General features: G+C 70.3%; 26 protein-coding genes. 6 read left to right on the top strand and 20 right to left on the bottom strand.

What is annotated here, in order from left to right; translation table 11 throughout:
• The first annotated feature begins 31 nt into the window (after positions 1–31).
• Positions 32–1,393 carry a DNA repair protein RadA gene (radA, locus tag DT073_RS04020; RefSeq protein ID WP_124292222.1) on the top strand — a complete coding sequence of 454 codons (1,362 nt, stop codon included), beginning with the start codon at positions 32–34 and terminating at the stop codon, positions 1,391–1,393.
• 21 nt (positions 1,394–1,414) lie between these two features.
• Here radA and DT073_RS04015 read toward each other — a convergent pair whose 3' ends face one another.
• The 9 genes from DT073_RS04015 to DT073_RS03975 all read right to left on the bottom strand — a co-directional run bounded on the left by DT073_RS04015 (position 1,415) and on the right by DT073_RS03975 (position 11,039).
• Positions 1,415–1,822, bottom strand: coding sequence for a dehydrogenase (locus DT073_RS04015; RefSeq protein ID WP_124292221.1), 408 nt, complete (start codon positions 1,820–1,822; stop codon positions 1,415–1,417).
• Positions 1,823–2,493: 671 nt separating this feature from the next.
• Positions 2,494–3,219 carry a hypothetical protein gene (locus DT073_RS04010; protein ID WP_124292220.1) on the bottom strand — a complete coding sequence of 242 codons (726 nt, stop codon included), beginning with the start codon at positions 3,217–3,219 and terminating at the stop codon, positions 2,494–2,496.
• Between the two features lie 116 nt (positions 3,220–3,335).
• On the bottom strand, positions 3,336–3,614 hold the full coding sequence (locus DT073_RS04005) for a GlsB/YeaQ/YmgE family stress response membrane protein (RefSeq protein ID WP_124292219.1): 279 nt from the start codon (positions 3,612–3,614) through the stop codon (positions 3,336–3,338).
• Between the two features lie 143 nt (positions 3,615–3,757).
• On the bottom strand, positions 3,758–4,261 hold the full coding sequence (locus tag DT073_RS04000; protein WP_124292218.1) for an amino-acid N-acetyltransferase: 504 nt from the start codon (positions 4,259–4,261) through the stop codon (positions 3,758–3,760).
• An 89-nt stretch (positions 4,262–4,350) separates the two neighbouring features.
• Entirely contained in the window at positions 4,351–6,876 is a 2,526-nt protein-coding gene (locus DT073_RS03995) for an ATP-dependent Clp protease ATP-binding subunit (RefSeq protein ID WP_124292217.1), read from the bottom strand.
• 126 nt (positions 6,877–7,002) lie between these two features.
• Complete coding sequence (locus tag DT073_RS03990) at positions 7,003–7,944, bottom strand: putative endonuclease domain-containing protein (RefSeq protein WP_124292216.1); 942 nt, start codon at positions 7,942–7,944, stop codon at positions 7,003–7,005.
• A 565-nt stretch (positions 7,945–8,509) separates the two neighbouring features.
• On the bottom strand, positions 8,510–9,259 hold the full coding sequence (locus DT073_RS03985) for a hypothetical protein (protein WP_124292215.1): 750 nt from the start codon (positions 9,257–9,259) through the stop codon (positions 8,510–8,512).
• Between the two features lie 52 nt (positions 9,260–9,311).
• Entirely contained in the window at positions 9,312–10,778 is a 1,467-nt protein-coding gene (cls, locus tag DT073_RS03980; protein ID WP_124292214.1) for a cardiolipin synthase, read from the bottom strand.
• A gap of 51 nt (positions 10,779–10,829) precedes the next feature.
• A complete protein-coding gene (locus DT073_RS03975) occupies positions 10,830–11,039 on the bottom strand; it encodes a hypothetical protein (protein ID WP_124292213.1) in 210 nt (69 codons plus the stop codon).
• Between the two features lie 155 nt (positions 11,040–11,194).
• On the opposite strand from DT073_RS03975, the gene DT073_RS03970 reads away from it, so the two are divergent.
• Positions 11,195–12,352 carry a DUF4192 family protein gene (locus DT073_RS03970; protein ID WP_124292212.1) on the top strand — a complete coding sequence of 386 codons (1,158 nt, stop codon included), beginning with the start codon at positions 11,195–11,197 and terminating at the stop codon, positions 12,350–12,352.
• Between the two features lie 4 nt (positions 12,353–12,356).
• Here DT073_RS03970 and lysS read toward each other — a convergent pair whose 3' ends face one another.
• The 3 genes from lysS to DT073_RS03955 form a co-directional block, all read right to left on the bottom strand.
• The gene (gene lysS, locus DT073_RS03965; protein ID WP_124292211.1) at positions 12,357–13,895 is read right to left on the bottom strand and encodes a lysine--tRNA ligase; all 1,539 of its coding nucleotides are present in this window, start codon (positions 13,893–13,895) and stop codon (positions 12,357–12,359) included.
• A gap of 102 nt (positions 13,896–13,997) precedes the next feature.
• Complete coding sequence (gene panC / locus DT073_RS03960) at positions 13,998–14,843, bottom strand: pantoate--beta-alanine ligase (RefSeq protein WP_124292210.1); 846 nt, start codon at positions 14,841–14,843, stop codon at positions 13,998–14,000.
• Positions 14,844–15,010: 167 nt separating this feature from the next.
• Complete coding sequence (locus tag DT073_RS03955) at positions 15,011–15,913, bottom strand: alpha/beta fold hydrolase (protein WP_124292209.1); 903 nt, start codon at positions 15,911–15,913, stop codon at positions 15,011–15,013.
• Positions 15,914–15,994: 81 nt separating this feature from the next.
• On the opposite strand from DT073_RS03955, the gene DT073_RS03950 reads away from it, so the two are divergent.
• The 4 genes from DT073_RS03950 (at position 15,995) to DT073_RS03935 (ending at position 19,283) form a co-directional block, all read left to right on the top strand.
• Positions 15,995–16,501 carry a CGNR zinc finger domain-containing protein gene (locus DT073_RS03950; RefSeq protein ID WP_124292208.1) on the top strand — a complete coding sequence of 169 codons (507 nt, stop codon included), beginning with the start codon at positions 15,995–15,997 and terminating at the stop codon, positions 16,499–16,501.
• A gap of 103 nt (positions 16,502–16,604) precedes the next feature.
• Positions 16,605–17,909: an RNA polymerase sigma factor gene (locus tag DT073_RS03945; protein WP_124292207.1), complete on the top strand. Its 1,305-nt coding sequence runs from the start codon at positions 16,605–16,607 to the stop codon at positions 17,907–17,909.
• A 93-nt stretch (positions 17,910–18,002) separates the two neighbouring features.
• The gene (locus DT073_RS03940; protein ID WP_124292206.1) at positions 18,003–18,359 is read left to right on the top strand and encodes a YciI family protein; all 357 of its coding nucleotides are present in this window, start codon (positions 18,003–18,005) and stop codon (positions 18,357–18,359) included.
• Positions 18,360–18,413: 54 nt separating this feature from the next.
• Complete coding sequence (locus tag DT073_RS03935; protein WP_124292205.1) at positions 18,414–19,283, top strand: aldo/keto reductase; 870 nt, start codon at positions 18,414–18,416, stop codon at positions 19,281–19,283.
• Between the two features lie 124 nt (positions 19,284–19,407).
• On the opposite strand, the gene DT073_RS03930 is transcribed toward DT073_RS03935, so the two are convergent.
• Genes DT073_RS03930 through folE form a run of 8 tightly spaced genes read right to left on the bottom strand, consistent with a single transcriptional unit; the run spans position 19,408 to position 25,218 of the window.
• Positions 19,408–20,109, bottom strand: coding sequence for a Rossmann-like and DUF2520 domain-containing protein (locus tag DT073_RS03930; RefSeq protein ID WP_124292204.1), 702 nt, complete (start codon positions 20,107–20,109; stop codon positions 19,408–19,410).
• Positions 20,106–21,770, bottom strand: a complete 1,665-nt coding sequence (locus tag DT073_RS03925) for a PH domain-containing protein (RefSeq protein ID WP_124292203.1) — start codon at positions 21,768–21,770, stop codon at positions 20,106–20,108. The genes DT073_RS03930 and DT073_RS03925 overlap by 4 nt, the downstream gene beginning before the upstream one ends.
• Complete coding sequence (locus tag DT073_RS03920) at positions 21,767–22,450, bottom strand: PH domain-containing protein (RefSeq protein WP_124292202.1); 684 nt, start codon at positions 22,448–22,450, stop codon at positions 21,767–21,769. The genes DT073_RS03925 and DT073_RS03920 overlap by 4 nt, the downstream gene beginning before the upstream one ends.
• Positions 22,398–22,886 (bottom strand): DUF3180 domain-containing protein, encoded by a 489-nt coding sequence (locus DT073_RS03915; RefSeq protein ID WP_124292201.1) that lies wholly within the window; start codon positions 22,884–22,886, stop codon positions 22,398–22,400. The genes DT073_RS03920 and DT073_RS03915 overlap by 53 nt, the downstream gene beginning before the upstream one ends.
• Positions 22,883–23,416 carry a 2-amino-4-hydroxy-6-hydroxymethyldihydropteridine diphosphokinase gene (gene folK / locus DT073_RS03910; protein WP_124292200.1) on the bottom strand — a complete coding sequence of 178 codons (534 nt, stop codon included), beginning with the start codon at positions 23,414–23,416 and terminating at the stop codon, positions 22,883–22,885. Before folK ends, DT073_RS03915 begins: the two co-directional genes overlap by 4 nt.
• A complete protein-coding gene (folB, locus tag DT073_RS03905; protein WP_124292199.1) occupies positions 23,397–23,798 on the bottom strand; it encodes a dihydroneopterin aldolase in 402 nt (133 codons plus the stop codon). Before folB ends, folK begins: the two co-directional genes overlap by 20 nt.
• On the bottom strand, positions 23,774–24,631 hold the full coding sequence (folP, locus tag DT073_RS03900) for a dihydropteroate synthase (RefSeq protein ID WP_124292198.1): 858 nt from the start codon (positions 24,629–24,631) through the stop codon (positions 23,774–23,776). Before folP ends, folB begins: the two co-directional genes overlap by 25 nt.
• Complete coding sequence (gene folE, locus DT073_RS03895) at positions 24,628–25,218, bottom strand: GTP cyclohydrolase I (protein ID WP_124292197.1); 591 nt, start codon at positions 25,216–25,218, stop codon at positions 24,628–24,630. The genes folP and folE overlap by 4 nt, the downstream gene beginning before the upstream one ends.
• Between the last annotated feature and the right edge of the window lie 9 nt (positions 25,219–25,227).

Here is a 25,227-nt window from a genome sequence, read left to right as displayed (position 1 = left end):
GGATGTCGGGGGCCGCGGCTAAGGTCGCAGCATGCCCCGTCGCACCGCCACAACCGCCCCGTACCGGTGCACGGAGTGCGGGTGGACGACAGCCCGCTGGGTCGGGCGCTGCGGCGAGTGCCAGCAGTGGGGCACCGTCGTCGAGGCTGCGGAGCAGACCGGCATCATCACGCAGATCGCACCGGTGTCGCCGGGCGCGCAGCGCGCCGCGCGACCGATCACCGCGGTCGATACGCGAGACGCCCCGCGGCGGACGACGGGGGTCGGCGAGTTCGACCGGGTGCTCGGCGGGGGTCTCGTCCCGGGTGCCGCCATTCTTCTGTCCGGTGAGCCGGGAGTCGGCAAGTCGACGCTGCTGCTCGAGGTCGCCGTGCACACGGCGCGCAGCGGGCAGCGCGTGCTGTATGCCAGCGCCGAGGAGTCCCTCGCCCAGGTGCGGCTGCGCGCCGAGCGGACCGGCGCCCTCCACGACGAGCTGTACCTCGCGAGCGAGACCGATCTCGCCACCATCCTCGGTCACATCGACGAGGTCGCTCCCGATCTGCTGATCGTCGATTCTGTGCAGACGGTGTCGTCGGCGATGTCCGATGGCGCGGCCGGGCATCCGAGCCAGGTCCGCGAGGTCGCCTCGACCCTCATCCGCGTCGCCAAGGAGCGCGCTTTGCCGACGATCCTCGTCGGGCACGTCACGAAAGACGGCACGATCGCCGGCCCGCGCATCCTCGAGCACCTCGTCGACGTCGTCTGCCAGTTCGAGGGCGACCGGCAGACCTCGCTCCGGTTCGTGCGGGCACTGAAGAACCGGTTCGGCCCGACCGACGAGGTCGGATGCTTCGACATGACCGGCGAGGGGATCGCCGAGGTGCCCGATCCCAGCGCCCTGTTCCTCGGCCACGGTGAGCCGGTCCCCGGCACGTGCGTCACCATCGCGCTCGAGGGCCGGCGCGCGATGCCGGTCGAGATTCAGGCGCTGACGATCCCCACGGCGTCGCCGAACGCACGCCGGGTCGTTAGCGGCGTGGACGGCGCCCGGGTGGCGATGATCCTCGCGGTCATCGAGAAGCGCCTGAACCTGAAGGTCTCGGCGTGCGACGTCTACGTCTCCACCGTCGGCGGAGTGCGCCTGCTCGAACCAGCCGCAGATCTGGCCATCGCGGTCGCGGTGGTGAACTCGATGCGCGACCGCGCACTTGCCCGTGGAGTCGCCGCCATCGGCGAACTCACCCTCGCCGGCGAGGTGCGCCCGGTCACGCAGGCCGCGCAGCGGCGCACCGAGGCCGGCCGGCTCGGCTACGCGACGGTCGTCGACGCGTCATCCGGTCATCTCGCCGCAGCGCTCCGTGACCTGGTGCCCCACGCGTCGGGGCGCCTGCGCGACGTCCCCGAGTTCTGAGGCGAGCGCCGCGCGCCGGCGTCAGGCGTCGAGCGCGGCGATCAGATCGTCGGGCGATGCCTGCATCGGGTGGGGGCCGGCGATGTCGAAGAACACCGTCTTCACCGCCTCGCGATGGCGGCCGAGGAAGGCGCGCAGCCACGCCGGCGACTGCAGGGCCACCGTGGGCGGCAGGCTCTCGGGCTTGTGGGAGGCGTCGCTGAACAGCAGGAGGGCGAGATCACCCGATTCGGGGTCGCGGTAGGTCCACACCTCGCCGGCATCACGCGGGTCATCACGGGCCCCGGCGCGCAGCAGCGGGACGACGGTGGGTCCGTGCCGCAGAGCGAATGCCACAGCAGCCATGTCCTGCGTCTGGAGAGCATCGCTGAGCGCGGTGTTGCGGAATTCGAGATCGGTCGCTCGCCGAGCGCGCTTCTTCCCCGCCATCTCTCCAGCCTACGGGAACGTCAATGGCCCTCCCGGGGACCCTCTGCGAGGAGAGGATCGGCGGAAGGGCCATGCCCACCGGGGCACGTCTGGACGCTCGCTGGGGACGAACTCGCTGCTGGGGACAACGACGACAGCTCACCCGATGGACATCCTCAGGATACGTCGCTGCATCGACTTTCCGCTGTCCCCCAAATGGGGGACACGCCGGTGATGCCAGGACAGAAGAGGCGCAGTTTTCCGGGCCCGCGGAAAAGGAGAAAATCTTGTCCCCCAAACGGTGGACAAGGCCGCTGGACGACGGTTAGTGTGATCACGGCGATCGAGCGGGGCTGGGGCTATCACAAGCCGCTCGATCCAACTGGGGAAGCTGGGAGCCAAGGGGGCATGGGGGCCGACTGATCGTTCACAGCATGTGAGTCCCCTCGCATCGACTGCATCGATGCGAGGGGACCGCAATCCCGTCTGAAGCACGATGACCGATTGGGGATTCGGATGGGTCGGCTACTTGGGGGACACCGACCCGGTGCTGGGGACACCGTACGTGCTCCTGAGTCCAGGACCAGCCCACTCTAACCCGGCCGCGACGCCCACACGTCGCGGCCGGGCCGGTATACCGGCTGGTCAGACGATATATCGGTTCGTCCGCGCGTCTTCGCGTCGCCTGTCGCTCACAGGAGCAGGAACTGCGCGGTGTTCGTGGAGTTCACGCCACCGATCGAGACGTACAGGTGATACGAGGCCCCTCCGGCCGGCGCAGCCTGGCGCTCGGTGGCGCCGCAGGTCTCCACCGACGACCGCGTGCGGTCCCAGGTGATGGGGGCCGCGCTGGTGACCACCTGACCCTCTTCGAGAAGCACCATCATGTCGCTCGGCTCCGCCTGGCAGTCGGTGGACTTCCACCATGTGTCGTTGCCGCTCATCACGGTGAAGACCTGGCCGGTCGTGCCGACGTTCAGCGTGCACGCGTCACCGTTGTTGGTGAGTCGGATCGACAGCTGCGGGTTCTCCCCTGCTGCATACTCGGTCTTGTCGGTCACCGCCTCGACGAGCAGGTCTCCGGGCACGCACGGCTCGGCCGCGCTCGTGACAGCGGCATCGTCCGCCGTCGCGGAGCTCTCGGCATCCGGTGCGGTGGCCGCGTCGCTCGGACCCGGCGTCGGCGTTGCCGCGGAACCGTCGGACTCGAGCGCGGGAAGGTCGGTGGCGACGGGGTCGCCCGTCGGCGTCGACGATGCGACGGGCGCAGGGCCGTCGGCGGCCGAGCCCCGCCAGGGCGGCGCGACGACCAGCCACACCACGAGAGCGATGACGGCGGCCAGACCGAGGAGCACCACGAGGCGCCGCCGGCGATACACCGCCGGGGAATGGCGCCGACGCGCGACGGTTTCGGTCATGCGACCAGGCTAGGTCGCCGTCGTCACCCGTCCGGGACGGCACGCCCTGGAGGCCCGGGAAAACGACAGCGCCGACGCGCCGCCGTGAAGCGGACGCGCCGGCGCGGAGGCGTCGGTCAGCGGGTGACGCTGCGGTTGCGCGTGGCGAGGACGTAGATCCCCAGCACGATGATGGCGCCGATGATCGAGCCGATGATGCCCGCCGGCTGCAGGAAGCCGCCCATGGGGTCGGCGCCGAAGATGAGGAATCCGAGGAATCCGCCGACGAACGAGCCGACGATGCCGAGCACGATGGTCAGCAGGATGCCCATGCTCTGCTTGCCGGGGATGACGGCGCGAGCGATGAGGCCGGCGATGAGGCCGACGACGATGAGGCCGAGAATGGTCCAGAGCATGATCTCTCCTTGTGGGGGTTGGGCCATGGGGGCCGTGTGCGCGCTCCGGGTGAAGCGCTCCACCCATCTGAGCAGACGCTGAGCGATTCGCTCAGGCGCTTGCCCCAGCTCTCGATGAGGCGTATAAGCGCCTCCCGCGAAGATCAGAGGGTTTTGAGCATCCGCGTGTTGCCGAGGGTGTTCGGCTTCACGTGCGCGAGGTCGAGGAATTCGGCGATGCCTTCGTCAGGGCTGCGCACCAGCTGCGAATACACGTCGGAATCGACGATCTGCTCGCCGATCTCGTCGAAGCCGCGGCTGCGGAAGAAGTCCACCTCGAAGGTGAGGCAGAACAGCCGTGTGAGTCCCAGGGTGCGCGCGTTCTCCTCCAGGCGATCGACGAGGGCGCGCCCGACGCCGTGATGCAGCCACTCGTCCGCGACGATCAGGGTGCGCACCTCGCCGAGGTCCTCCCACATCACGTGCAGGGCGCCGCATCCGATCAGAACGCCGTCGGCACTCTCGGCGACGACGAACTGCTGGGTCGATTCGTACAGTACGACGAGGTCCTTGCCGAGCAGGATCCGATTCTGCACATAGGGCTCCAGAAGAGTCTGGATGCCGCGGATGTCGGCGGTGCGCGCAGGGCGGACGGTGTAGTCGGACATCGGGTCAACGATACGCCTCGTTCCCGGAGCCGACAGACGAAGGGGCGGGCGCCGGTTCCCCGGCGCCCGCCCCTGTCGTCTCTGCTCGCTCAGCCTCCCGCGACGATGTCCGGCGTGGCGGTGATCTCACCGGCTGCGCCGACACCGACGGCGACCTTGTCGCCGCGCGGGCCGTGCTCGAAGGCGAATTCGCCGTTCTCGACATCGACCTTCACGTGGTCGCCGGGCTCGAGCTCGCCGTGCAGGATCTTCTCCGACAGGCGGTCCTCCACCTCGCGCTGCATGGCGCGGCGGAGCGGCCGGGCACCGAGCGCGGGGTCGAAGCCGACCTCGATGAGCTTGTCCTTCGCGGCATCCGTCAGCTCCACCGTCATGTCGCGGTCGAGCAGACGCTCGCCGAGTCGCTTGGTGAACAGCCCCACGATCTGACGCAGCTCAGCCTTGTTCAGCTGCGGGAAGACGATGATGTCGTCGACACGGTTGAGGAACTCGGGCTTGAAGTTGCGCTTGAGCTCCTCATTGACCTTGCCCTTCATCCGGTCGTAGGTCGTGCCCTGGTCGCCCTCCACCTGGAAGCCGACGGGCCCACCCGCGATCGCCGACGAACCGAGGTTCGTCGTCATGATGATGACGGTGTTCTTGAAATCGATCACGCGACCCTGACCGTCGGTCAGACGGCCCTCTTCGAGGATCTGCAGGAGCGAGTTGAAGATGTCGGGGTGGGCCTTCTCGATCTCGTCGAAGAGCACCACGCTGAAGGGCTTGCGCCGCACCTTCTCGGTCAGCTGGCCGCCCTCTTCGAATCCGACGAATCCGGGAGGGGCGCCGAAGAGCCGCGAGACGGTGTGCTTCTCACCGAACTCCGACATGTCGAGGGAGATCAGCGCCGACTCGTCGTCGAAGAGGAACTCCGCGAGCGCCTTGGCGAGCTCGGTCTTTCCCACGCCGGTCGGACCGGCGAAGATGAACGAGCCCGAGGGACGCTTGGGGTCTTTCAGGCCCGCCCGCTGACGACGGATCGTCTTCGACAGCGCGGCGATCGCCTCCTCCTGGCCGATGACCCGCTGGTGCAGGGCCTTCTCCATGAAGACCAGACGGCTGGACTCCTCCTCGGTGAGCTTGAACACCGGGATGCCGGTGGCCTGAGCGAGCACCTCGGCGATCAGGCCCTCGTCGACGACCGCGTGGGAGGCGACGTCGCCGCTTCTCCACTGCTTCTCCAGGCGAAGGCGCTCAGCCAGGAGCGACTTCTCCTCGTCGCGCAGCGACGCGGCCTTCTCGAAGTCCTGCTCCTCGCTCGCGCGCTCCTTGTCTTCGCGGACCTTGGCGATCTTGTCGTCGAACTCGCGGAGCTCAGGGGGGCTCGACAGGATCGACAGACGCAGGCGGGCGCCGGCCTCGTCGATCAGGTCGATCGCCTTGTCGGGCAGGAACCGGTCGCTGATGTAGCGGTCGGCGAGGTTCGCGGCGGCGACGATCGCGCCATCCGTGATCTGCACCTTGTGGTGCGCCTCGTACCGGTCGCGCAGGCCCTTCAGGATGTTGATCGCGTGGGGCAGGCTCGGCTCGGCGACCTGGATCGGCTGGAATCGGCGCTCCAGCGCAGCATCCTTCTCGAAGTGCTTGCGGTACTCGTCGAGCGTCGTGGCACCGATCGTCTGCAGCTCGCCTCGGGCGAGGAGGGGCTTCAGGATGGATGCCGCATCGATCGCGCCCTCGGCAGCGCCCGCGCCCACCAGCGTGTGGATCTCGTCGATGAAGACGATGATGTCGCCGCGAGTGCGGATCTCCTTGGTGACCTTCTTCAGGCGCTCCTCGAAGTCACCGCGGTAGCGGGATCCGGCGATGAGCGAGCCGAGGTCGAGGGAGTACAGCTGCTTGTCCTTCAGCGTCTCGGGAACGTCGCCCTTCACGATCGCCTGGGCGAGGCCCTCGACGACCGCGGTCTTGCCGACGCCGGGCTCGCCGATGAGGACGGGGTTGTTCTTGGAGCGGCGCGAGAGGATCTGCATGACCCGCTCGATCTCCTTCTCACGGCCGATCACCGGGTCGAGCTTGTTGTCGCGCGCGGCCTGGGTGAGGTTGCGGCCGAACTGGTCGAGCACCTGCGAGCCGCCCTGGGGGCCGGAGGTCTGCTGCTCGCCGGCACCGGTCGACACGCCCGCGGGCTCCTTGCCCTGGTAGCCCGAGAGCAGCTGGATGACCTGCTGGCGCACCTTGTTCAGGTCGGCGCCGAGCTTGACGAGCACCTGGGCTGCGACGCCCTCGCCCTCGCGGATGAGGCCGAGGAGGATGTGCTCGGTACCGATGTAGTTGTGGCCGAGCTGCAGCGCTTCGCGCAGCGACAGCTCGAGCACCTTCTTCGCGCGCGGCGTGAAGGGGATGTGGCCGGTGGGCTGCTGCTGCCCCTGGCCGATGATGTCCTGGACCTGCTCGCGCACGGCGTCGAGAGAGATGCCGAGGGACTCGAGCGCCTTGGCGGCGACTCCCTCGCCCTCGTGGATCAGCCCGAGCAGGATGTGCTCGGTGCCGATGTAGTTGTGGTTGAGCATCTTCGCCTCTTCTTGGGCGAGCACAACCACACGACGGGCTCGGTCGGTGAATCTCTCGAACATCGTTCACTCTCCTCTAGGACGCTTCGGGTCGACTCTCCCCCTGCGTCTTACATCGAGGGTAGCCAGCGGGCCCCTGCCGGATGCCCGTGTTCGCCGTGGGCATAGCGTCGCGGGAGCGGCTCGGGGTCAGCGCCCGAGTGCCGCCCGCACGCGGGCGGCGAGGAGTGCGCCGCCCGCCGCGAGGTGCGCGGCCGAGACGCGGACGACGAACCAGCCTGCGACGGCGAGCGCCTCGTGCCGGGCCAGGTCGCGGGCCCACTGCTGGGGGTCCGTCCGGTGGTGCTCGCCCTCGTACTCCACGGCGACCCGCGCGTCGGGGTAGGCGAGATCGACGCAGGTGATCACCTGTCCGGCGGCGTCGCGAACCTCGTGGTTCAGCTCGGGTTCGGGCAGACCGGCGTCGACGAGGAGCAGGCGGCACCATGTCTCACGCGGCGAGGCCGATCGAGAGCGGATGCGCGGCAGCGCCGCGCGAAGCGCCGGCCCGCCGACCCGTCGATGCGCCGACGCTGCGGCGGAGAGCTGCGCGAGGGTGGCGAGCGGCGGCGGGTCGTCTCGGAACAAGCGCTCCCGCACCGCCGCGTCGCCGGCCGCGACGAGGTCGTAGGGGTCGCGCAGCGTCGCCCCGAGGGCTGCCCAGGTGCTCGCGGGCGAGGTGAGCGCCACTCCGTGGCGCGGGTGCTCGACGACGTGCGCCGACGAGGGATGGACCTCGTGGCCGCGGATCCCGCGCCGTCGGGGCTGGCGGGCGGGAGTGAACACGGCGACGTCGAGTCCCTGCCGGGCGGCGGGCCACAGGACGTGGGCGGGAAGCGGAAAACCCCAGAGCACTGCGGCCGTGACGTGGCTGAAGAACTGGTTCTCAGCCATGATCGGCCGATAGCGCAGTGCGCCATTCACGATCTCTTCCTCGGGGAGGCCGGGTTCTTCTGCGCGCGCGAGGCTTCGCACACCCCAGAAGGGCGTAACCAGGTCGCGGCCGCGAAGGCGTTTCGGCGTGACACCCGCCCGGAGGGCGTCGCGCACGCAGAAGGAGGTGTCCAGAGTCGACGGAAGTTCACGCGGCATCCCGTCATCGTCGTCGTGACGTGCGCGTCTCTGATTCCCCGGACCGCGATCGTGGACAACGCGCCGCTGACCCGTCGCTGTGCAGGAGAAGAACTCCCCCCTCCCCCCTCCCCCCTCCCCCCCTCCCCCGCTTCCCCGCTTCCCCCGTCACCTTCTGCCCCTTACCCCCCGCACGAGGGGCGAAACGTGACGGGGGAGCAAAGAGGCGCCGAGCTCCCCCGCTTCCCCGCTCCCCCGGTTCCCCCGTCACCTTCTGCCCCTTACCCCCCGCGCGAGGGGCGAAACGTGACGGGGGAGCAAAGAGGCGCCGAGCTCCCCCGCTTCCTCGCTCCCCCGGTTCCCCCGTCACCTTCTGCCTCTTACCCCCCGCGCGAGAGGCGAAACGTGACGGGGGAGCAAAGAGGCGCCGAGCTCCCCCACTTCCCCGCTCCCCCGGTTCCCCCGTCACCTTCTGCCCCTTGGCGGCCTCGAGGAGGGCGGAACATGACGGGGGACCAAGCGGCGCGGGGGCGCGGGGGGCGGGGGCGCGGGGGCGCGCGGGCGCGAGCGCGGGAGCGCGGGCGCGCTAGGCGCGACCGAGGACCGGAACCTGGATGTCGGCGAACTCGCCGCCCGACAGCACGGCCGTCACGGGTGCGTCGTCGTCGACGCTTCCGGTGACGGCGGCCACCGTCACCCGCGGCGCCATGTCGGCGGTGCACACCTGGTCGGCGACCGGCTCGGCGAAGCGCACCTGCACCTCGGCTCCCGCCGCCTCGGCGGACTCCAGCACCGGGGCGCACGTCGACGAGCCCCAGCTGAGGATCAACATCATGTCGTCGTCGGCCCACCCCGCGCTGGGCGCGAACTCCTCGGGCACGACGATCTCGCCCTCGAGCCCGTCGAGGTCGGTGTCGTCGGCGTACGTGCCCGTGACGACGATCTCGAGCTCGCGGGTCGGGTCGACGCCCTCAGGCACTCCCACGTACGACCCGCGCGGCACGAGGTCGCGGGTGCAGGCCTCGCCCTCGGGGTCGCTGATGTCGACCGTGAGCACGCCGTCGGCGTAGGTCGGCTCGCCGACCACCGGGAGGCACGACGACGACCCGTACGTGACCAGTCCCACGCCGCGGCCGCCGTCGAGCCACGCCGCTTCGACGTCATCCGTCACCACCACACCGCCCGACGACGGCTCCGGCGACGCCGACGGCGAGGAAGACGACGTCGGAGACGCAGACGCCGTGCCGCTGCTTCCCGAGGGGGTCGCGCACCCGGCGAGCACCGCCGCCCCCGCCGCGAGAAGAGCGAGACTGAGAAGGAGGCGAGGGCGTGTCATGTCCACATCATGCCGCGAACGGCGACCCGCGTCATCCGTCTTCTGGCGCACGCTACTGCAGCGCCGACGTGAGGCGGGCGATGTTGTCGAGCACGGTCGAGCGCAGCGGCTGCTTCTGCCACTCCTCGAGGGTGAGTTCGCGGGAGAGCGACCGGTACTTGTCCTCGACCTCGCGCATCTCGCGCACGAACTCCTCGCCGCGCACGAGCATCGAGATCTCCATGTTCAGACCGAACGAGCGCATGTCCATGTTGCTCGATCCGATGACGGCGATCTCGTCGTCGATCGTCATCGACTTGGAATGGAGGATGTACGGCTTGCGATACATCCAGATCTTCACGCCGGCGCGCAGCAGCGCCTCGTAGTAGCTGCGCTGCGCGTGGTAGACCATCGCCTGGTCGCCCTCCTCCGAGACGAACAGCTCCACCTCGAGGCCGCGCTGGCAGGCAGTCGTGATCGCCAGCAGCAGCGCCTCGTCGGGCACGAAGTAGGGGCTGACGATGATGATGCGGCGCTGGGCGTAGTACAGCAGCGCCGCGAACAGGCGCAGGTTGTTCTCGGAGTCGAACCCGGGCCCCGAGGGCACGATCTGGCAGTCGAGGTCACCGCGGCTGGATTCGACCTTGAACAGGTCGATCTCGTCGGTGAGGATCTCGTCGGTCTCGCTGTACCAGTCGCTGAGGAAGACGGCATTGATGGATGCCACGACGGGGCCGTGCAGCCGCACCATGAGGTCGACCCAGTGCAGCCCGCGCTTGATGTTCTTGCGCAGGTTGTAGGTGGAGTCGGTGACGTTCTGCGAGCCCATGTAGCCGACCTTGCCGTCGATCACGAGGAGCTTGCGGTGGTTGCGCAGGTCGGGGCGCTGGTACTTGCCCTTGAGCGGCTGCACCGGCAACATCAGGCGCCAGTGCGCGCCCATGCCGTCGAGGCGGCGGAGCGTCTGCTTGTAGAACGGCTTCCCGCGGTTGGCCCAGTGATCGAGCAGCACCCGGACGACCACGCCGCGCGCGGCGACCTCTTCGAGCGCGGCGAAGAACTTCTCCGTCGAGGCGTCGGTCTGGAGGATGTAGAACTCCACGTGCACGTACCGCTCCGCCGAGCGGATGGCCTCGGCCATCTCGTCGAGACTCTCCTGATAGTCGGAGATCAGGTGGGCGTCGTTGTCGCCGGCGAGGGGCATGGCTCCGAGCGCGCGGTTCATCGTCACGAGCGACTGGAACCACTGCGGGGCGTGCGGGCGCAGAGTGCCGAAGTCGAGGCCGGCGCTGGTGTCGCGGATGTACTGGTTGATGGCGTCCTGCTGGCGACGGCGCTTGCGCGGCAGTCGCGGGTTGCCGATCAGCAGGAAGAGGAACACCCCGATGAGGGGGATGAAGTAGATGGCGAGAAGCCACGCCATGGCGGCGGTGGGACGGCGATTGCGCGGCACGTAGATGACGGCCAGGATGCGCACGACGATGTCGAAGACGAACACCAGGATGAGCCACCACGACGCGTCCAGTGTGATCTCGATCACGACTCCCCCGTTCGCCCCGCACGCCCACTGTCAGCGTAGCGGGCCGGGCGATCAGCGCCCGGCGGGGGCCGGGGGCGCGTCTGGCGCCGGCGATGCGGGGGGAAGTCCGCGCTTGGCGCGCTCCTGCGCCTCGATGCGCGTGTAGGCGCGCCGCTCATTGCGGTCGGCATGCAGGATGCTGCGGAGGATCCAGAAGAAGAGGGCGCTGACCACCACGGTGGGGAGAAGCGTCCACGCCGCTGCGATCCAGAAGCCGTCCATGCCTACCAGGATACGCGGGGCGACCCCGGGAGCGGCCCGGGAGAAGACGGATGCGGGGACGCATTCTCTCCTGCACAACCGGCGCAGATCGCCGGTTGACCACAGAGTGCGCCGGCGACCTCCCACGGCTGCACGCCGACGACCAAGGTCGGGGCATGACCACGATCGTGAAGGCCACTACCCCGGCCGAGTTCCTGTCCTTCGTCCCGCGCATGCTCGGCTACGTCCCGTCCGACAGCGTCGTGCTCATCCCTTTCGAGGGCACGCGCACGCTCGGCGCGATGCGCATCGACCTCCCGGCGATCGCCGACACCGATGCCGCGGCGGCCACGGGCGTGGGCCTCGTGTGCCGGATCGAGGCCGCCGATGCACTCGCGGTGGTGGTGTTCACCGACGAGTGTTTCGACGGCGGCCGCGCTCCCGCGTCCGCGCTGGCGGAGGGCATCCGCGAGCGGGCCGACGCGAGCGGTCTGCGCGTGGTCGACATGCTCTGCCGAGCCCCCGACGGCTGGGCGTCGTATCTCGACGCCGACGCCCCGTCCGGCGGCCGGCCCCTGTCCGAGATCCTCGATGGCGACGGGTCGCCGACCGCCCCCGCGGGCCTCCCGCTCGCGGCCGGCGACCAGTGGACGGGAGCCGCCCTTCCCGTCGTCGACCTGGCCGAGAAAGAGAGGGTCGGGCACGCCCTGCAGGCGATCCGCGTCGCGATCGAGGGCTTCGGGTCGAACGCGGCCGGGCCCACCGTGCGCGTCGACCCGCGGGGGCTTGAAGCGGTGTGCCTGCTCGACGACCTGCCGGCCTTGTTCGAGGAGGCGCTGCAGTGGAATCCCGAGATGCTCGACCCGTTCGATGCGGCTCTGCTGCTGTGGTGCCTGGAGCGGCCGGCGACCCGGGATGTGGCGCTGGTGCAGTGGTGCGACGACATCGACCGGGGCGATGAGGCGATGGCTGCACAGCTGCGGTGGGAGGCGGGAGAGCCGTACCCCGCCGAAATCGCCAAGCGCATGTGGGGCGAAGGCCCGCAGCCTTCGGCCGAGCGCCTCCGCGGCGCGCTCGAGGTGACCCGCCGGGTGGCGGCTGCTGCGCCGCGAGCCGCGCGACCCGGCCCGCTCGCGGTCTGCGCCTGGCTCTCGTGGGCACTCGGCCGATCGACCCACGCCGAGTGGTTCATCGGACAGGCCGCCGAGATCGACCCGGCCCATGGTCTCACCGGAATCGTTCAGGCGATGGTCCGCCGCGGGCACCTTCCGGAGTGGGCGTTCGCCCGCACCGGAGTCTGGCGCCCGGAGGATGCGATGGGGGCGGCGACGTGACCGGCTACTTCACCAGGGGGAAGAGGATCGTCTCGCGGATGCCGAGCCCGGTGATCGCCATGAGGAGCCGGTCGATCCCCATGCCCATGCCGCCCGTGGGGGGCATGCCGTGCTCGAGGGCGCGGAGGAACTCCTCATCGATGCGCATCGCCTCGACATCGCCGCGCGCGGCGAGCTTCGCCTGCTCGACGAACCGCTCGCGCTGGATGACCGGATCGACGAGCTCGGAGTACCCGGTGGCGAGCTCGAACCCGCGGACGTACAGGTCCCACTTCTCGACCAGGCCCGGGATCGACCGGTGCTCGCGTACGAGCGGGCTGGTGTCGACCGGGAAGTCCATGACGAAGGTGGGGCGCGTGAGGCCCGGCTTGACGAAGTGCTCCCACAGCTCTTCGACGAGTTTGCCGTGGGTGGCGTGAGGGGGAGCCTCGACCCCGACCTCGGCGGCGAAGGTCAGCAGGTCCTCCAGCGAGGTCTCGGGCGTGATCGACCTGCTCGCTGCATCCGAGAGGGAGTCGTACATCGACAGCCGCTCCCACTGCCCGCCCAGGTCGTAGACCGTGCCGTCGGCCCAGGTGACGGTCGTCGACCCGGCGACCGCGACGGCGGCGTTCTGGATGAGCTCCTGGGTGAGGTCGGCGATGCCGTGGTAGTCGGTATAGGCCTGATAGGCCTCCAGCATCGCGAACTCGGGGCTGTGGGTGGAGTCGGCACCTTCGTTGCGGAAGTTCCGGTTGATCTCGAAGACCCTGTCGAGCCCACCGACCACCGCACGCTTGAGGAACAGCTCCGGTGCGATGCGCAGGTACAGCTCGGTGTCGAACGCGTTGGAGTGCGTGACGAAGGGGCGCGCCGATGCGCCACCGTGCTGCACCTGCAGCATCGGCGTCTCGACCTCGATGAAGTCGTGAGCGGTGAAGGTCTGCCGAAGGCTCGCGTTCACCGCGGCCCGTGCGCGCACGGTCGCGCGCGCCTGATCGCGGACGATGAGGTCGAGGAAGCGGCTCCTCACCCGGCCTTCCTCGCTCAACTCGCCGTAGACGTTGGGAAGGGGGAGCACAGCCTTCGCGGCGATCTCCCACGACGCGGCCATGATCGACAGCTCGCCGCGGCGGCTGGAGATCACCTCACCCGAGACGAAGACGTGGTCGCCGAGGTCGACCAGTTCCTTCCACCGCTGCAGCGACTCCTCACCCACGGCGGCGAGGGAGATCATGGCCTGGATGCGACTGCCGTCGCCCGACTGCAGAGTGGCGAAGCACAGCTTGCCGGTGTTGCGGCTGAAGACGACCCGCCCCGCGACCCCGGCCGTCACACCGGTTTCGGCGCCCGCCTCGAGGTCACCGAATCGGGCGCGGAGCGCGGGGATGGTGTCGGTCACCGGCACCGCTACCGGATAGGCGCCGCCGGCGGCATCCGTCCGCTCTGCGATGAGCCGCTCCCGCTTGGCCAGACGCACCGCCTTCTGCTCGAAGACCTCTTCGTCGCTGGGCTCGGAAGCGTCGGCGTCGTGAGCGGCACCGGGCGCGGGCGAATCGGTCATGAACAGGCTCCTCGGGGGTCGCAGTCAAGTCTATCGACGGGCGCCGGGGCGCCCGTCGGCTCGGTCGACCGACCCCGGCGCATCATCACCGGGGCGCGGCGATCACTGCAGCGAGATCTCGGTGTTGTCGATGAAGCGGTGTCCGGCGACGGTTGCGGCGATCAGCGCGAGCGCCCGCCCGCGATGGTTCTCGTCGACGGGGAGGAAGGTGGCGGGGTCCACCACCGTGAGGTACTCCAGGTTGATCCGCGGCTCCCCCATGAGCGCCGACTGCGCTGCGGCGATACAGGCGTCGACCCCGCGGTCGGCGTTCGAGGCCGCGGCGTCGAGGGCCACCGTCAGCTTGCCGGCCGCCTGGCGATCGCGATCGTCCAGCAGTGACGCACGGGTCGAGACGGGGAGACCGTCGTCGCCGCGAACGGTCTCGACGGTCGCGACGTCGACGTCGAAGAAGAGGTCGCGGATCATCCGCTCTACCAGGAAGATCCGCTGCCGGTCACGGAGCCCGTAGACGGCGACATCGGGCTCGATCAGATGGAAGAGCGCGGCCTCGACGGTGAGAAGGCCGTCGAAGTAGTACGGCCGGAACCGGCCCTCGTACCGCAGCCCCAGGTCGCCCGCGCTGATCTTCGTCGTCGCCGTGCCGCGCGGCAGCAGGTCGGCGGTCTCGGGGGCGAAGACCACGTCGACGCCGAGCGACTCCAGCAGCAGACGGTCCGCGTCGGGAGTGCGCGGATACGCCTCGAAGTCGGCCGTCGTGCCGAAACGCATCGGGTTGACGAACGTCGACACGACCACGATCTCCGCTCGCTCACGGGCGGTGTCGATGAGGTCGATGTGGCCGTCGTGGAGGGAGCCGATGGTGGACACCAGCGCGACTGTCGCGCCCGGGGCGTCACGGCGGGCCTCGGCCAGGCGACTGCGCAGCGCCTCGGGGGTGCGGATCATCCGACGATCGTATCGGCGGTGCGCAGGGGGCGGTCGCCCGCGGCCGCTGACGCCGGCCCCGTGACGCCGGCCCGGTCACGCCGGCCCCGTGACGCCGGCCCCGGTGACGCCGGCCCCGTGACACGGGGCACGTCGCGGGCGTCATCCGGAACCGGTCGAAGGGGACGTCACGGATTGATGGGCACCGGGCGTGCGGTCACAGCGCCCGATCCCTCGGCGTCCAGCCAGGAGGTGATCGTGGCGACGACCTCGTCGAGGTGGGATTCGAGCAGGAAGTGGCCGCCGTCGACGAGTTCGACGCGAGCCTCGTGTGCGTCACGGGCGAACGCGCGGGCTCCGTCCGCGTGGAAGATCTCGTCGTTACGCCCCCACACCGCCAGGACGGGCACGCCAGAACGCCGCAGCCAATCGTGCACCGCAGGATAGAGGTCGCGATTCGAGGCGTAGTCGCGGAAGAGAGCGAGCTGCACGGCGTCCTGGCCCTCCCGGGCGAGGAGTGCGAGGTCGTGCTCCCAGGCGTCCGGGTCGACGGTGGTGGGGTCGGGGACGCCGTGGGTGTATTGCCACTCCACAGCCTCTCGACCGAGCGCGGACCGAAGCGCATCCCGCGTCAGGGTGGTCTTCTCGGCAGCGTCGGCCCAGATGGGATCCCAGAAGCTCGGGACGAAACCGTCTTCATAGGCATTGCCGTTCTGCGAGATGACCCCGGTCACGGCAGCAGGGTCGGCAAGAGCCAGGCGCCACCCGATCGGAGCTCCGTAGTCCTGGACGTAGATCGCGTAACGCTCCACGCCGATGGTCGACAGGAATCGACCGGTCACCTCAGCGAGGGCGGCGAAGGTGTAATCGAACTCGTCGACCGACGGCGCCGATGAGCGACCGAACCCGATGTGGTCCGGGGCGACGACGTGGTAGCGCTCCGCCAGTGCGGGAATGAGATGGCGGAACATGTGCGAGCTCGTCGGGTACCCGTGCAGGAGGACGAGCGCGGGGGCGTCGGGAGCGCCGGCTTCACGGTAGAAGACATCGAACCCGTCGACCGACACGGTGCGGTGGTGGACAGCGACCATAACTAACCTTTCTATCTTGTTTTACCGGTTAGCCCCACGCTAACATGATCGAGGCGCATCCACGACGCGAGGAGGTGAGGGATGGTGCTCCGCAACGAAGAACTGCTGCTCGCCGTCCTGAACAGCGCGCCCGTCATCGACGGCGTGGCCACCGATGCGCTCGACGAGAACCGAGGGGGAGGCGCGCTGGCGCGCAGCTGGGGCGGATCGGGCTCGTCGACGGAGCTCGCGCGACTCCGTCGCGTGCGGTCGGCTCTGCACGCCGTCATCCGCGGCGAAGAGAATGCCACCGACGGTGAGCTGGCACGTGCGCTCGACGCCGTCACCCAGACGCCACGCGTGACCAGCAACGGCGTGAGGTGGGATCTGCGCGTCTCCGACGACGATCGTCTCGCGGTCGAGACGGTCCTCGCGTGGTCGCGGGTGATGACAGACCTCCCCGGCCGCCTCCGCCCCTGTGCGAACGAGGAGTGCAACCTGTTCCTCGTCGATCACAGCCGACCCGGCACCGCGAAGTGGTGCTCGATGGCCACCTGCGGCAACAGGATGAAAGTGCGGGCGTACGCCCGTCGCGCGGCCACGGGTTGAAGGTCGCGCGCGTGCCGCGAGGCAGTCCGGCAGCGCCCTCCTGTCGAATCGACGATTCCGCCCTCGCCGAACATCTGAAAGGGTCTCCGCGAAGGAGGACGACATGAGCGAGCGCCTGGAGGCGGAGCATCCGGATGACGGCGACGCATCGGAGTCGACGGACGCCGACGTCGCGCTCGCCGAGGTCCACCGCGCGGAATGGGGGCGGATCGTCGCCGGGCTCGCCCGCCGCTTCGGCGACCTCGATCTCGCAGAGGAGGTCGCCGCCGAAGCATTCGCCGTCGCCGTGGAGCGGTGGGCCGCCGACGGTGTGCCCCCGAACCCGGGCGCCTGGATCACGACGACCGCACATCGGAGGGCCATCGACCGCCTCCGGCGCGAGGCCCGGCGTGACGACAAGCATCGAGAGGCCGTGCTGCTCGCCGACGACTCCCCCGCTGAACCGGTGGGCGCGGTCGCGGACGATCGCCTGCGGCTGCTCTTCGCGTGCTGTCATCCGCTCCTCGGCCTCGAGACCCGGGTGGCCCTGACCCTCCGTGTGATCGTCGGTCTCACCGTCGAACAGATCGCGCGCCTGTTCCTCGTGCCGCCGACGACGATCGCGCAGCGGATCACGCGGGGGAAGGCGAAGATCGGCGCGGCACGCGTCCCGTTCCGGGTTCCCGAGGCGAGCGACCTTCCCGATCGCGCCGCCGCCGTGGTCGCGGTGCTTTCGCTGATGTACACGCAGGGCTACGCCGCGACCAGCGACGCCCCCGACCGGCTGAGCCTCGACCTCCTCGCCGAAGCGCTCCGGCTCGCGCGCCAACTGCACGCACTGCTCCCGGGCGACGGCGACGTCACCGGGCTCCTCGCCCTCCTCCTCGCCTCGATCGCCCGCACCCCCGCCCGGATCAGCGCCGACGGCGCACTCGTGACCCTCGCCGAGCAAGACCGCGGAGCGTGGGACCGCGACCTGATCGCGGAGGCCGACGCGCTCCTCGGCGAGCGGATGCGACGAGCCCGCGCCACCGGCATCCGTCTCGGCCGTTTCGAGCTGCTCGCCGCCATCCATCTCGTCCACGCGCACGCCCCCGATGCCGGGAGCACCGACTGGTCGCAGATCGTCGCGCTCTACGAGATGCTCGTGCGCGTCGACCCGAGCCCCATGGTGGGCGTCAATCACGCCATCGCCGTCGCCGAGGCCGACTCCCCCGAGGCGGGCCTGATCGTCCTCGAGCGGCGCGAAGACGACCTCGCCGGGCACTACGCCTTCCACGCCGTCCGGGCCCACCTGCTGGCGTCGAGCGGCGCACCCGTCGAAGCCCTCGACGCGTACGAACGCGCGATCTCCCTCGCGCCGACCGCCGCGATGGCGGAGCTCCTGACCGCGCGCCGCGACGGCGTCGATGCGACATCGCCCGGATGAATCATCCACCGGGTGTCGTATTCAGCGCCCCCTGATCGTCGCTTGTCCGAGAGGGTCGTTCAGGCCCCGCATCACCACACGAAAGAGGAGCAGATGAGCAACAGGTACCTGGTCATCCACATGACCGACCCCACCGGCACCGATATCACCCGCGAGGAAGACCAGCGCATGCTCGAAGGCTGGCTCGCCGAAGGCGAGAAGAAGGGGATGCTGCAGAGCGGCGCCCCGACAGCGCCGGCCGATCAGGCGAAGTCGGTGGTCGTCCGCGACGGCCGTGCCCTCATCACCGACGGCCCCTTCCCCGAGTTCACCGAGTGGTTCGCCGGGTACGACGTCATCACCGCGGAGTCGATCGACGACGTCGCGGGGCTGATGACCACGCACCCGACCGCGATCGCGGGACGGGTGTATGTGCTGCCGCTGGTGAAGCTCCCCTGGGACGAGGACTGAGCATCTCCGTGGCGCCCGGGAATGCTCGGGCGCCACGGTGCGCTGCACTCCTTCATGACGAACATCACGCAGCCCGCGCAGTCATCCGGCACCTTCCGCATCGGCGGCGACCTCGAGGTCAACCGCCTCGGCTACGGGACCATGCAGCTGACCGGACCCGGCGTCTGGGGCCCGCCGAAGGACCACGACGAGGCCATCCGCGTTCTGCGCCGGTCGGTCGAGCTCGGCGTGAACTTCTTCGACACCGCCGAGTCGTATGGCCCCTACGTCGCCGAGGAGCTCCTGAAGGAGGCGCTTCACCCCTACGCCGACGATGTCGTCATCGCGACCAAGTCGGGCCTGACCCGCACCGCCCCGAACGTCTGGCCGCCGCTCGGACGGCCGGAGTTTTTGCGCCAGGGCGCCGAGATGAGCCTCCGCCGCCTCGGCCTCGAGCGCATCGACCTCTTCCAGCTGCACCGCATCGACCCGAAGGTGCCGCTCGAAGACCAGGTCGGCGAGCTGAAGGCGCTGCAGGACGAGGGCAAGATCCGCCACATCGGCCTGTCGGAGGTCACCATCGACGAGGTGAAGGAGGCGCAGAAGATCGCCGAGATCGTCACCGTCCAGAACCTCTACAACCTGCAGACCCGCGACGCGGAAGACCTTCTCGACTGGTCGGAGGAGCAGGGCATCGGGTTCATCCCGTGGTTCCCGCTCGCGACCGGCGGTCTCACCGGCGCCGACTCGCCGCTCACCGACATCGCTGCGCAGAAGGGCGCGACGCCCGCGCAGATCGCGCTCGCGTGGCTTCTGAAGCGCTCGCCCGTCATGCTCCCGATCCCCGGCACGTCCCGCGTCGCCCACCTCGAGGACAACATGCAGGGCGCCGTCATCGAGCTGACCGACGAGGAGTTCGCCGAGCTGTCCGCGCTCCGCGGCTGACGCGCGTGGCGAGTGCACCCCCACGCGTGGCGAATGCACCTCCACGCGTGGCGAGTGCACCCCCACGCGTAGGGGGTGCACCCTCGCGCGTGGGGGGTGCACCCTCGCGTTGCGGGGGGTGGGGTCAGACCGCGGGCGGATCGATCACCGGGGCGTCGGCGCGCGTCAGGGCGTGGTCGATCGTGGTGTGCACGAGGCTCGACAGGTAGCGCCCGGGATCGTCGACCCCGGCGCGGGAGAGCAGACCCGCCGCCTGGGCGATGATCGAGCGCGAGAACTCCGTCGCGGTCGAGATCGCCTCGGCGTACGTCGACCGCTGATCTTCGGCCACCTCGACCGGTTCGCAGCCGAGCTCCACCGCCAGCGCCTGGGCGATCGGGAGCACGGGCGCCGGCGCTGTGACCGCCGCGTAGGCGTGGGTCAACTGCCGCAGATCGATGGATGACCCGGTGAAGGCGATCGCGGGATGGATCGCCAACGGGATGGCGCCGCGCACCGTGGCGGGCTGGAGCACCTCGATGCCGTAGGAGGCGTCGGTGTGCATCACCAGCTGGCCCGGCCGCCAGGCGTCCAGTGCGGCGAGGCCCGCGACGAGGCCCGGAAGCTCCGCGCGCGGAACGGCGACCACGACCAGGTCGCTCCCCGCGATGATCTCGACCGGGTCGAGCACGGGCACATCGGGCAGTACCGCGTCGACGCGGTCGCGGTCGGAGCCGGCGGTGATGCCGACGATGGCGTGACCGGCGCCGCGGAGGGCGGCGCCCACCACCGGGCCGACCCGGCCCGCCCCGATGATGCCCACGCCGAGTCGTCCGTCACGTCTCACGGCGACACCTCTTCGGTGCGGCGCGAGTCGGTCGCTTCGACCGGTCCGCGTCCCTCCGGCGGCGCGGCGGCGACTCCGGAGGTCGCCGTGACCTCATCGAACGGTTCGTCCCCCGCCCACCGGTGGCTGCGGTCGGACGCCGCCGCCGCGATCGCCGCGGCTTCGGTGCGCTCGAACAGCGACACCGCGTCATCCCGATCGATGATGCCGAGCGACCCGCTCACGCGGCCGATGACGGTGTGCACCTGCAGATTGGCGACACCGACCGCACGGTCGACGGGTCCCTGCGCGATGGCGAGGCTCTGCATGCGCGCCAGCGGGAAGAGCGCGAGCTTGCGCCAGACGAACCCGCGGCGCACGAACAGCACGTCGGGCGTGAGGAAGGCGCCGTTGCGCCGCCAACTGGTGGGCCGAAGCCACCCGGCGCGGCGCGGCGTGGTCACGTAGGGGTCGCCCTCCTCTGGCCCGAGCACCCCGTGCTGGAACACCAGCGGCCATTCCTCGCGCGGCAGGTGCGGCAGCAGCAGCTGCAGGACGCGCTCGACGTCGGTGCGGTTGCCCACGGGGAGGACGGTGGCGAACTGATCGGTCCCCGCGGCTTCCAGACCTCGTCCGGACAGCCGATTGACCGTGATCGCCCACCATCCGGCCGGCCGCCACAGGATCGGCTGGCTGATCTCGAGGGCGTGGATGCGGCCGGGCGGCAGCGTCTCGGTGACGGTGGTGAACAGGCCGAAGGTGATGCGCACACCGCTCGAGGTGGGGGCGATCGAGTACCGCAGCGACCTCGTGATGGTGCGCACCCAGTACGCCCCGAAACCGAGCAGCGCCGGGATGGCGGTCAGCAGCAGCCACGGCGTCCCGAGGATCGAGGCCACCACGATCGCCGCGACGAGGACGATGAGGAACAGGAGCGAACCGTCGAGGAGGTGCGACGCGATGAGGCGCCCCACGGGGATCTTCACCACCGACTCGGGCTCGTCGGCGGGATCCTCCGCCCCGTCGATCATCTCGGTCAGCCCGGCGGCGACGGTCGACGCGGCTGCCGACACCCGACCGCCACCCGCCGTCGCGGCCGCCTGGCGGGCCTCTGCCAGACGGCGCCCCGAGGCGAGGCGGAGGATGTCGGCCCGCACCGCCTCGGCATTGGCGGTGGAGAGGTACTCGAGCTTGACGTTGCCGTCGGTGCCCGCGCCGACGACCTCGAGCTTGGCCATGCCCATGAGCCGGGCGATCATGGGCCTTGTCAGGTTGACCCCCTGCACCCGATCCAGCGGCGCGCGCCGCTGCGTGCGGAACATCACACCGCTGCGCACCTCGACATCGTCCCCGGTGATGCGGAAGGTGTGGAACCGCCACGACAGGTAGAAGACGCCGACGAGCACGATGACGACCACGATCACCGCGCCGAGGGCGGCGAGGATGAGCCCGCGCTCGAAGATGAAGTCCAGCGGATCACCGGTCTCGAAATCGCCCGGGTCGACCTCGGGGACGAAGATCGGCACGACCCCCTGGATGAGGCGGTCGCGGAAATTCGCGATGAGGATGCCCGCGATGATGACGAGCGTCAGCCCGCCCCGCAGAAGCGGCGTGAGCGGATGCAGGCGGTGCCAGTCGCCGTCGCTGAGCGGCGACCGGGTCGGCGCGGGAGCGCTGGTCACAGTCCCGTCCGGCGGGTCTCGGCGACGTCGATGAGGGTGTCGCGCAGCTGCTCGGCGGCCTCCTGCGTGAGACCCGGCAGCGTGACCCCCGACACGGCGGCCGCGGTGACGATCTTCAGCTGAGCGATGCCGAAGCCGCGATCGAGGGGGCCGTGGGTGATGTCCACCAGCTGCATCCGGCCGTAGGGGACGGCCACGATGCGCTGCCACAGGATGCCCCGGCGGAAGACGAGGTCATCGCGACGGAGCTGATAACCGTACGACCGCGCCTGGCGGGGAGTGACGATGAGAACCGCGGCGAGGATCACGAGCAGAATCCCGGCCGGGATCATCAGCCAGCGGAGGTCGAACGCGAACACCGCGACGAGACCGCCGACGAGCACCAGGGCGAAGAAGAAGCCGGTCGTGATCAGCTGTACCTGCACGTAGGCCTTCGCCAGCTGGTACCAGGTGCCGTCACCGAGGGGGAGACGGTTCTCCGAACGCGGCTCGACGACACGATCGAAGGTGCCGGTGGCGAACACCCCGGGGTCGAAGTCGTCCTGCCGGACCTCGTCGGCGCCGAGCGGCACGGTCGCCGGCGGTGCCGGCGCGGTCGGCGCTCCGTCGAAGGCCACGGCGGCCGGCTCAGTGTCCGCCGGGTTGGAGTCCGGGGTCGGAGCCTCCGGGCTGTTCGTCATCGTCATCCTTCCGGATCGTGCAGAACTGCTCTGCGACCAGGCCCGCGACCACCAGCAGCACCGCGCACAGGGCCGTCGCGATGACGGCCCCCAACGAGCCTAGCGAGGGCGGAACGGGGCGGGTGAGCAGGAACAGAGCCAAGCCCCCCGCGATTCCCGTCACGATCGCCCCGACCAGGCTCGACGCCTTCGCCAGCACCGCGATACGAAGCGCGCGGAAGGGATCGACCGGTGCGGCGGTTCCGCGCGTGGCGCGGCGGATCGGCACCGCGAGGGCCACGACCACGGCAGCCAGCAGCACCAGGAGGATCGGCAGGGACACCGCCGGGGTGAAGGTCGCCCGCCCCGCCGAGGTGAGTGCCTGGTCGATCGCGAATCCGACGGCGACGCCGAGGACGGCGACGATGACGAGGACGAGCGGCCGCGTGCGCCTCACGAGGGTTCCCGCAGGCGGGCGAGGATGTCGGCGACGCGGCCGGCCCCGGGAAGCACCGCGTCGGGGTCGACCTGCAGCCAGGGCTCGAGGACGAAGTCCCGCTCCGCCGCCCGCGGATGCGGGAGGATCAGCACCGGACCGTCGCTGGTCACCTCGCCGTAGGCGATGAGGTCGAGGTCGAGCGTGCGGTCGGCCCAGCGGACCCCCCGCTCCCGACCGTGCCGCGCTTCGATGGCGTGCAGGTAGCCGAGCAGCACGGTCGGTGCGAGGCGCGTGGTGAGCAGTGCCACCGAGTTGAGGTAGGCGGGGGCGTCGGCGTCCGGTCCCTCCGGTGTCAGGGCCACCGACTCGATGGGCGTGGCGGTCTTCACATGGGTGACGAGCGGCAGCCGGGCGAGGTCGGTCAGCGCCGCGTCGAGAATGGCGGCGCGATCACCCAGGTTCGATCCGAGCGCGACGACGGCGACCGCCTCGTCGTGACGCCGGGGCGTCGCATCCGTCTTCAGACCCTCAGCCAGTCGACGACTCATGGGGGTGCCCTCCTGTTTCGGTCCGCGCGCGCGTGATCGTCACCGACACATCGGTGAAGGTCAGCGGGATCGGGGCCTGCGGCTTGTGAACGGTGACACGCGCGACCGAGACGAGCGGGCGCTCGAGCACGGCGCGGGCGATGCGGTCGGCGAGCGTCTCGAGCAGGTTCACCGGGTCGCCCGCGACGATGGCGGCGACCTCTTCGGCGAGCTCGCCGTAGTGCACGGTGTCGGAGACGTCGTCGCTGGTCGCCGCCGGGCGGGTGTCGAGCGTCAGAGTCAGGTCGATGACGAAGTCCTGGCCGTCGCGCCGCTCGTCGTCGTAGACGCCGTGGTACCCGAAGACCCGCAGGCCCGTCAGCGTGATCGTGTCGCCGTCCACCGGCGGTCTCCCTCCCACGCCTCGGCGATGAGCAGCGCGTCGCGGGTGGCGCGCACGTCGTGCACGCGCACGCCCCACACCCCCTCACGCGCGGCGAGCGCACTCGTGACGGCCGTGGCCAGGTCGCGCCGATCTTCGGATGCCTCGCCCTGCGTCGCGGTCGACGACAGGTCGGCGCCGCCGGAGACGAGCGTTTCGGCGAGGAACCGCTTGCGGCTCGTGCCGATGAGCACCCGGGGGCCGATGCCGAGGATGCGGGAGAGCCCGCGCAGCACCGCCCAGTTCTGGTCGCCGCGTTTGCCGAACCCGATGCCCGGATCGAGGATGACGCGCGACGGCGCGATGCCGGCGACCGCCGCGGCCTCCAGACGCGCCGCGAGCTCGGTGACGACCTCGCGGACGACGTCGCGGTACTCGGCCCGCGCGTACATGTCGCTCGAGGGCCCCCGCCAGTGACCGATCACGACCTCGGCGCCCGACCCGGCGACGGCGGCGAGCATCTCCGGGTCGGCGAGGCCGCCCGAGACGTCGTTGACGATCGCGGCCCCGGCCTCGACGGCGGCGATGGCGGTGGAGGCGTTCATGGTGTCGATGCTCACCGTCGCGCCCTCGGCGGCCAGCGCCCGGATGACGGGAAGCACGCGCTCCTGCTCGACACGCGGCTCGACCCGGTCGGCGCCGGGACGGGTCGACTCCCCGCCGATGTCGAGGATGTCGGCGCCGGCAGCACGCAGGACGCGGCCGCGCGCGATCGCGGCGTCCTGCGCGAAGTAGCGGCCGCCGTCGCTGAAGGAGTCGGGCGTGACGTTGACGATGCCCATGACGACGGTCATTCGCGCGGTGCCCCCATGAGCAGCATCAGCTCGGTCCGCGAGATCGGGTCGGTGAATTCGCCGCGCGCGGCGATCGTCACCGTGGAGGCATCCCGCTGACGCTCTCCCCGGAAGGTGACGCACCCGTGGGTCGCCTCGAGCACGACGAGCACGCCGCGGGTGTCGAGCGCGTCCCAGATGGTGTCGGCGATCTGCTCGCCCAGTCGTTCCTGCACCTGCGGGCGCGAGGCGAGCACGTCGACGACCTTCGGCAGGGCACCCAGACCCACCACCTGCTCCCCCGGCAGGTAGGCGATGTGGGCTTTGCCGCGGAAGAGCAGCAGGTGGTGCTCGCAGACCGAGCGGAAGTGGATGTCGCGGAGCATCACCGCGCCCGATGGCAGCGTGTCGGGCGCAGGACCGCGACTGACCGAGATGGTGTGCGAGAGCGGCTCGGCGGGGTCCGCCCCGACGCCGGAGAAGAACTCGGTGTAGGCGTCGGCGACGCGCTGCGGCGTGAGCTTCAGTCCCGGACGATCGGGGTCCTCCCCGATCGCGGACAGAAGCTCGGTCACGAGCGCGGCGACGCGCTCTCGGTCAACGGCCACAGGCCGAGC

This window comes from Microbacterium sp. ABRD28 (assembly GCF_003850245.1).
GTDB lineage: Bacteria > Actinomycetota > Actinomycetes > Actinomycetales > Microbacteriaceae > Microbacterium.
This window is presented reverse-complemented; position numbering and strand designations above follow the sequence as displayed.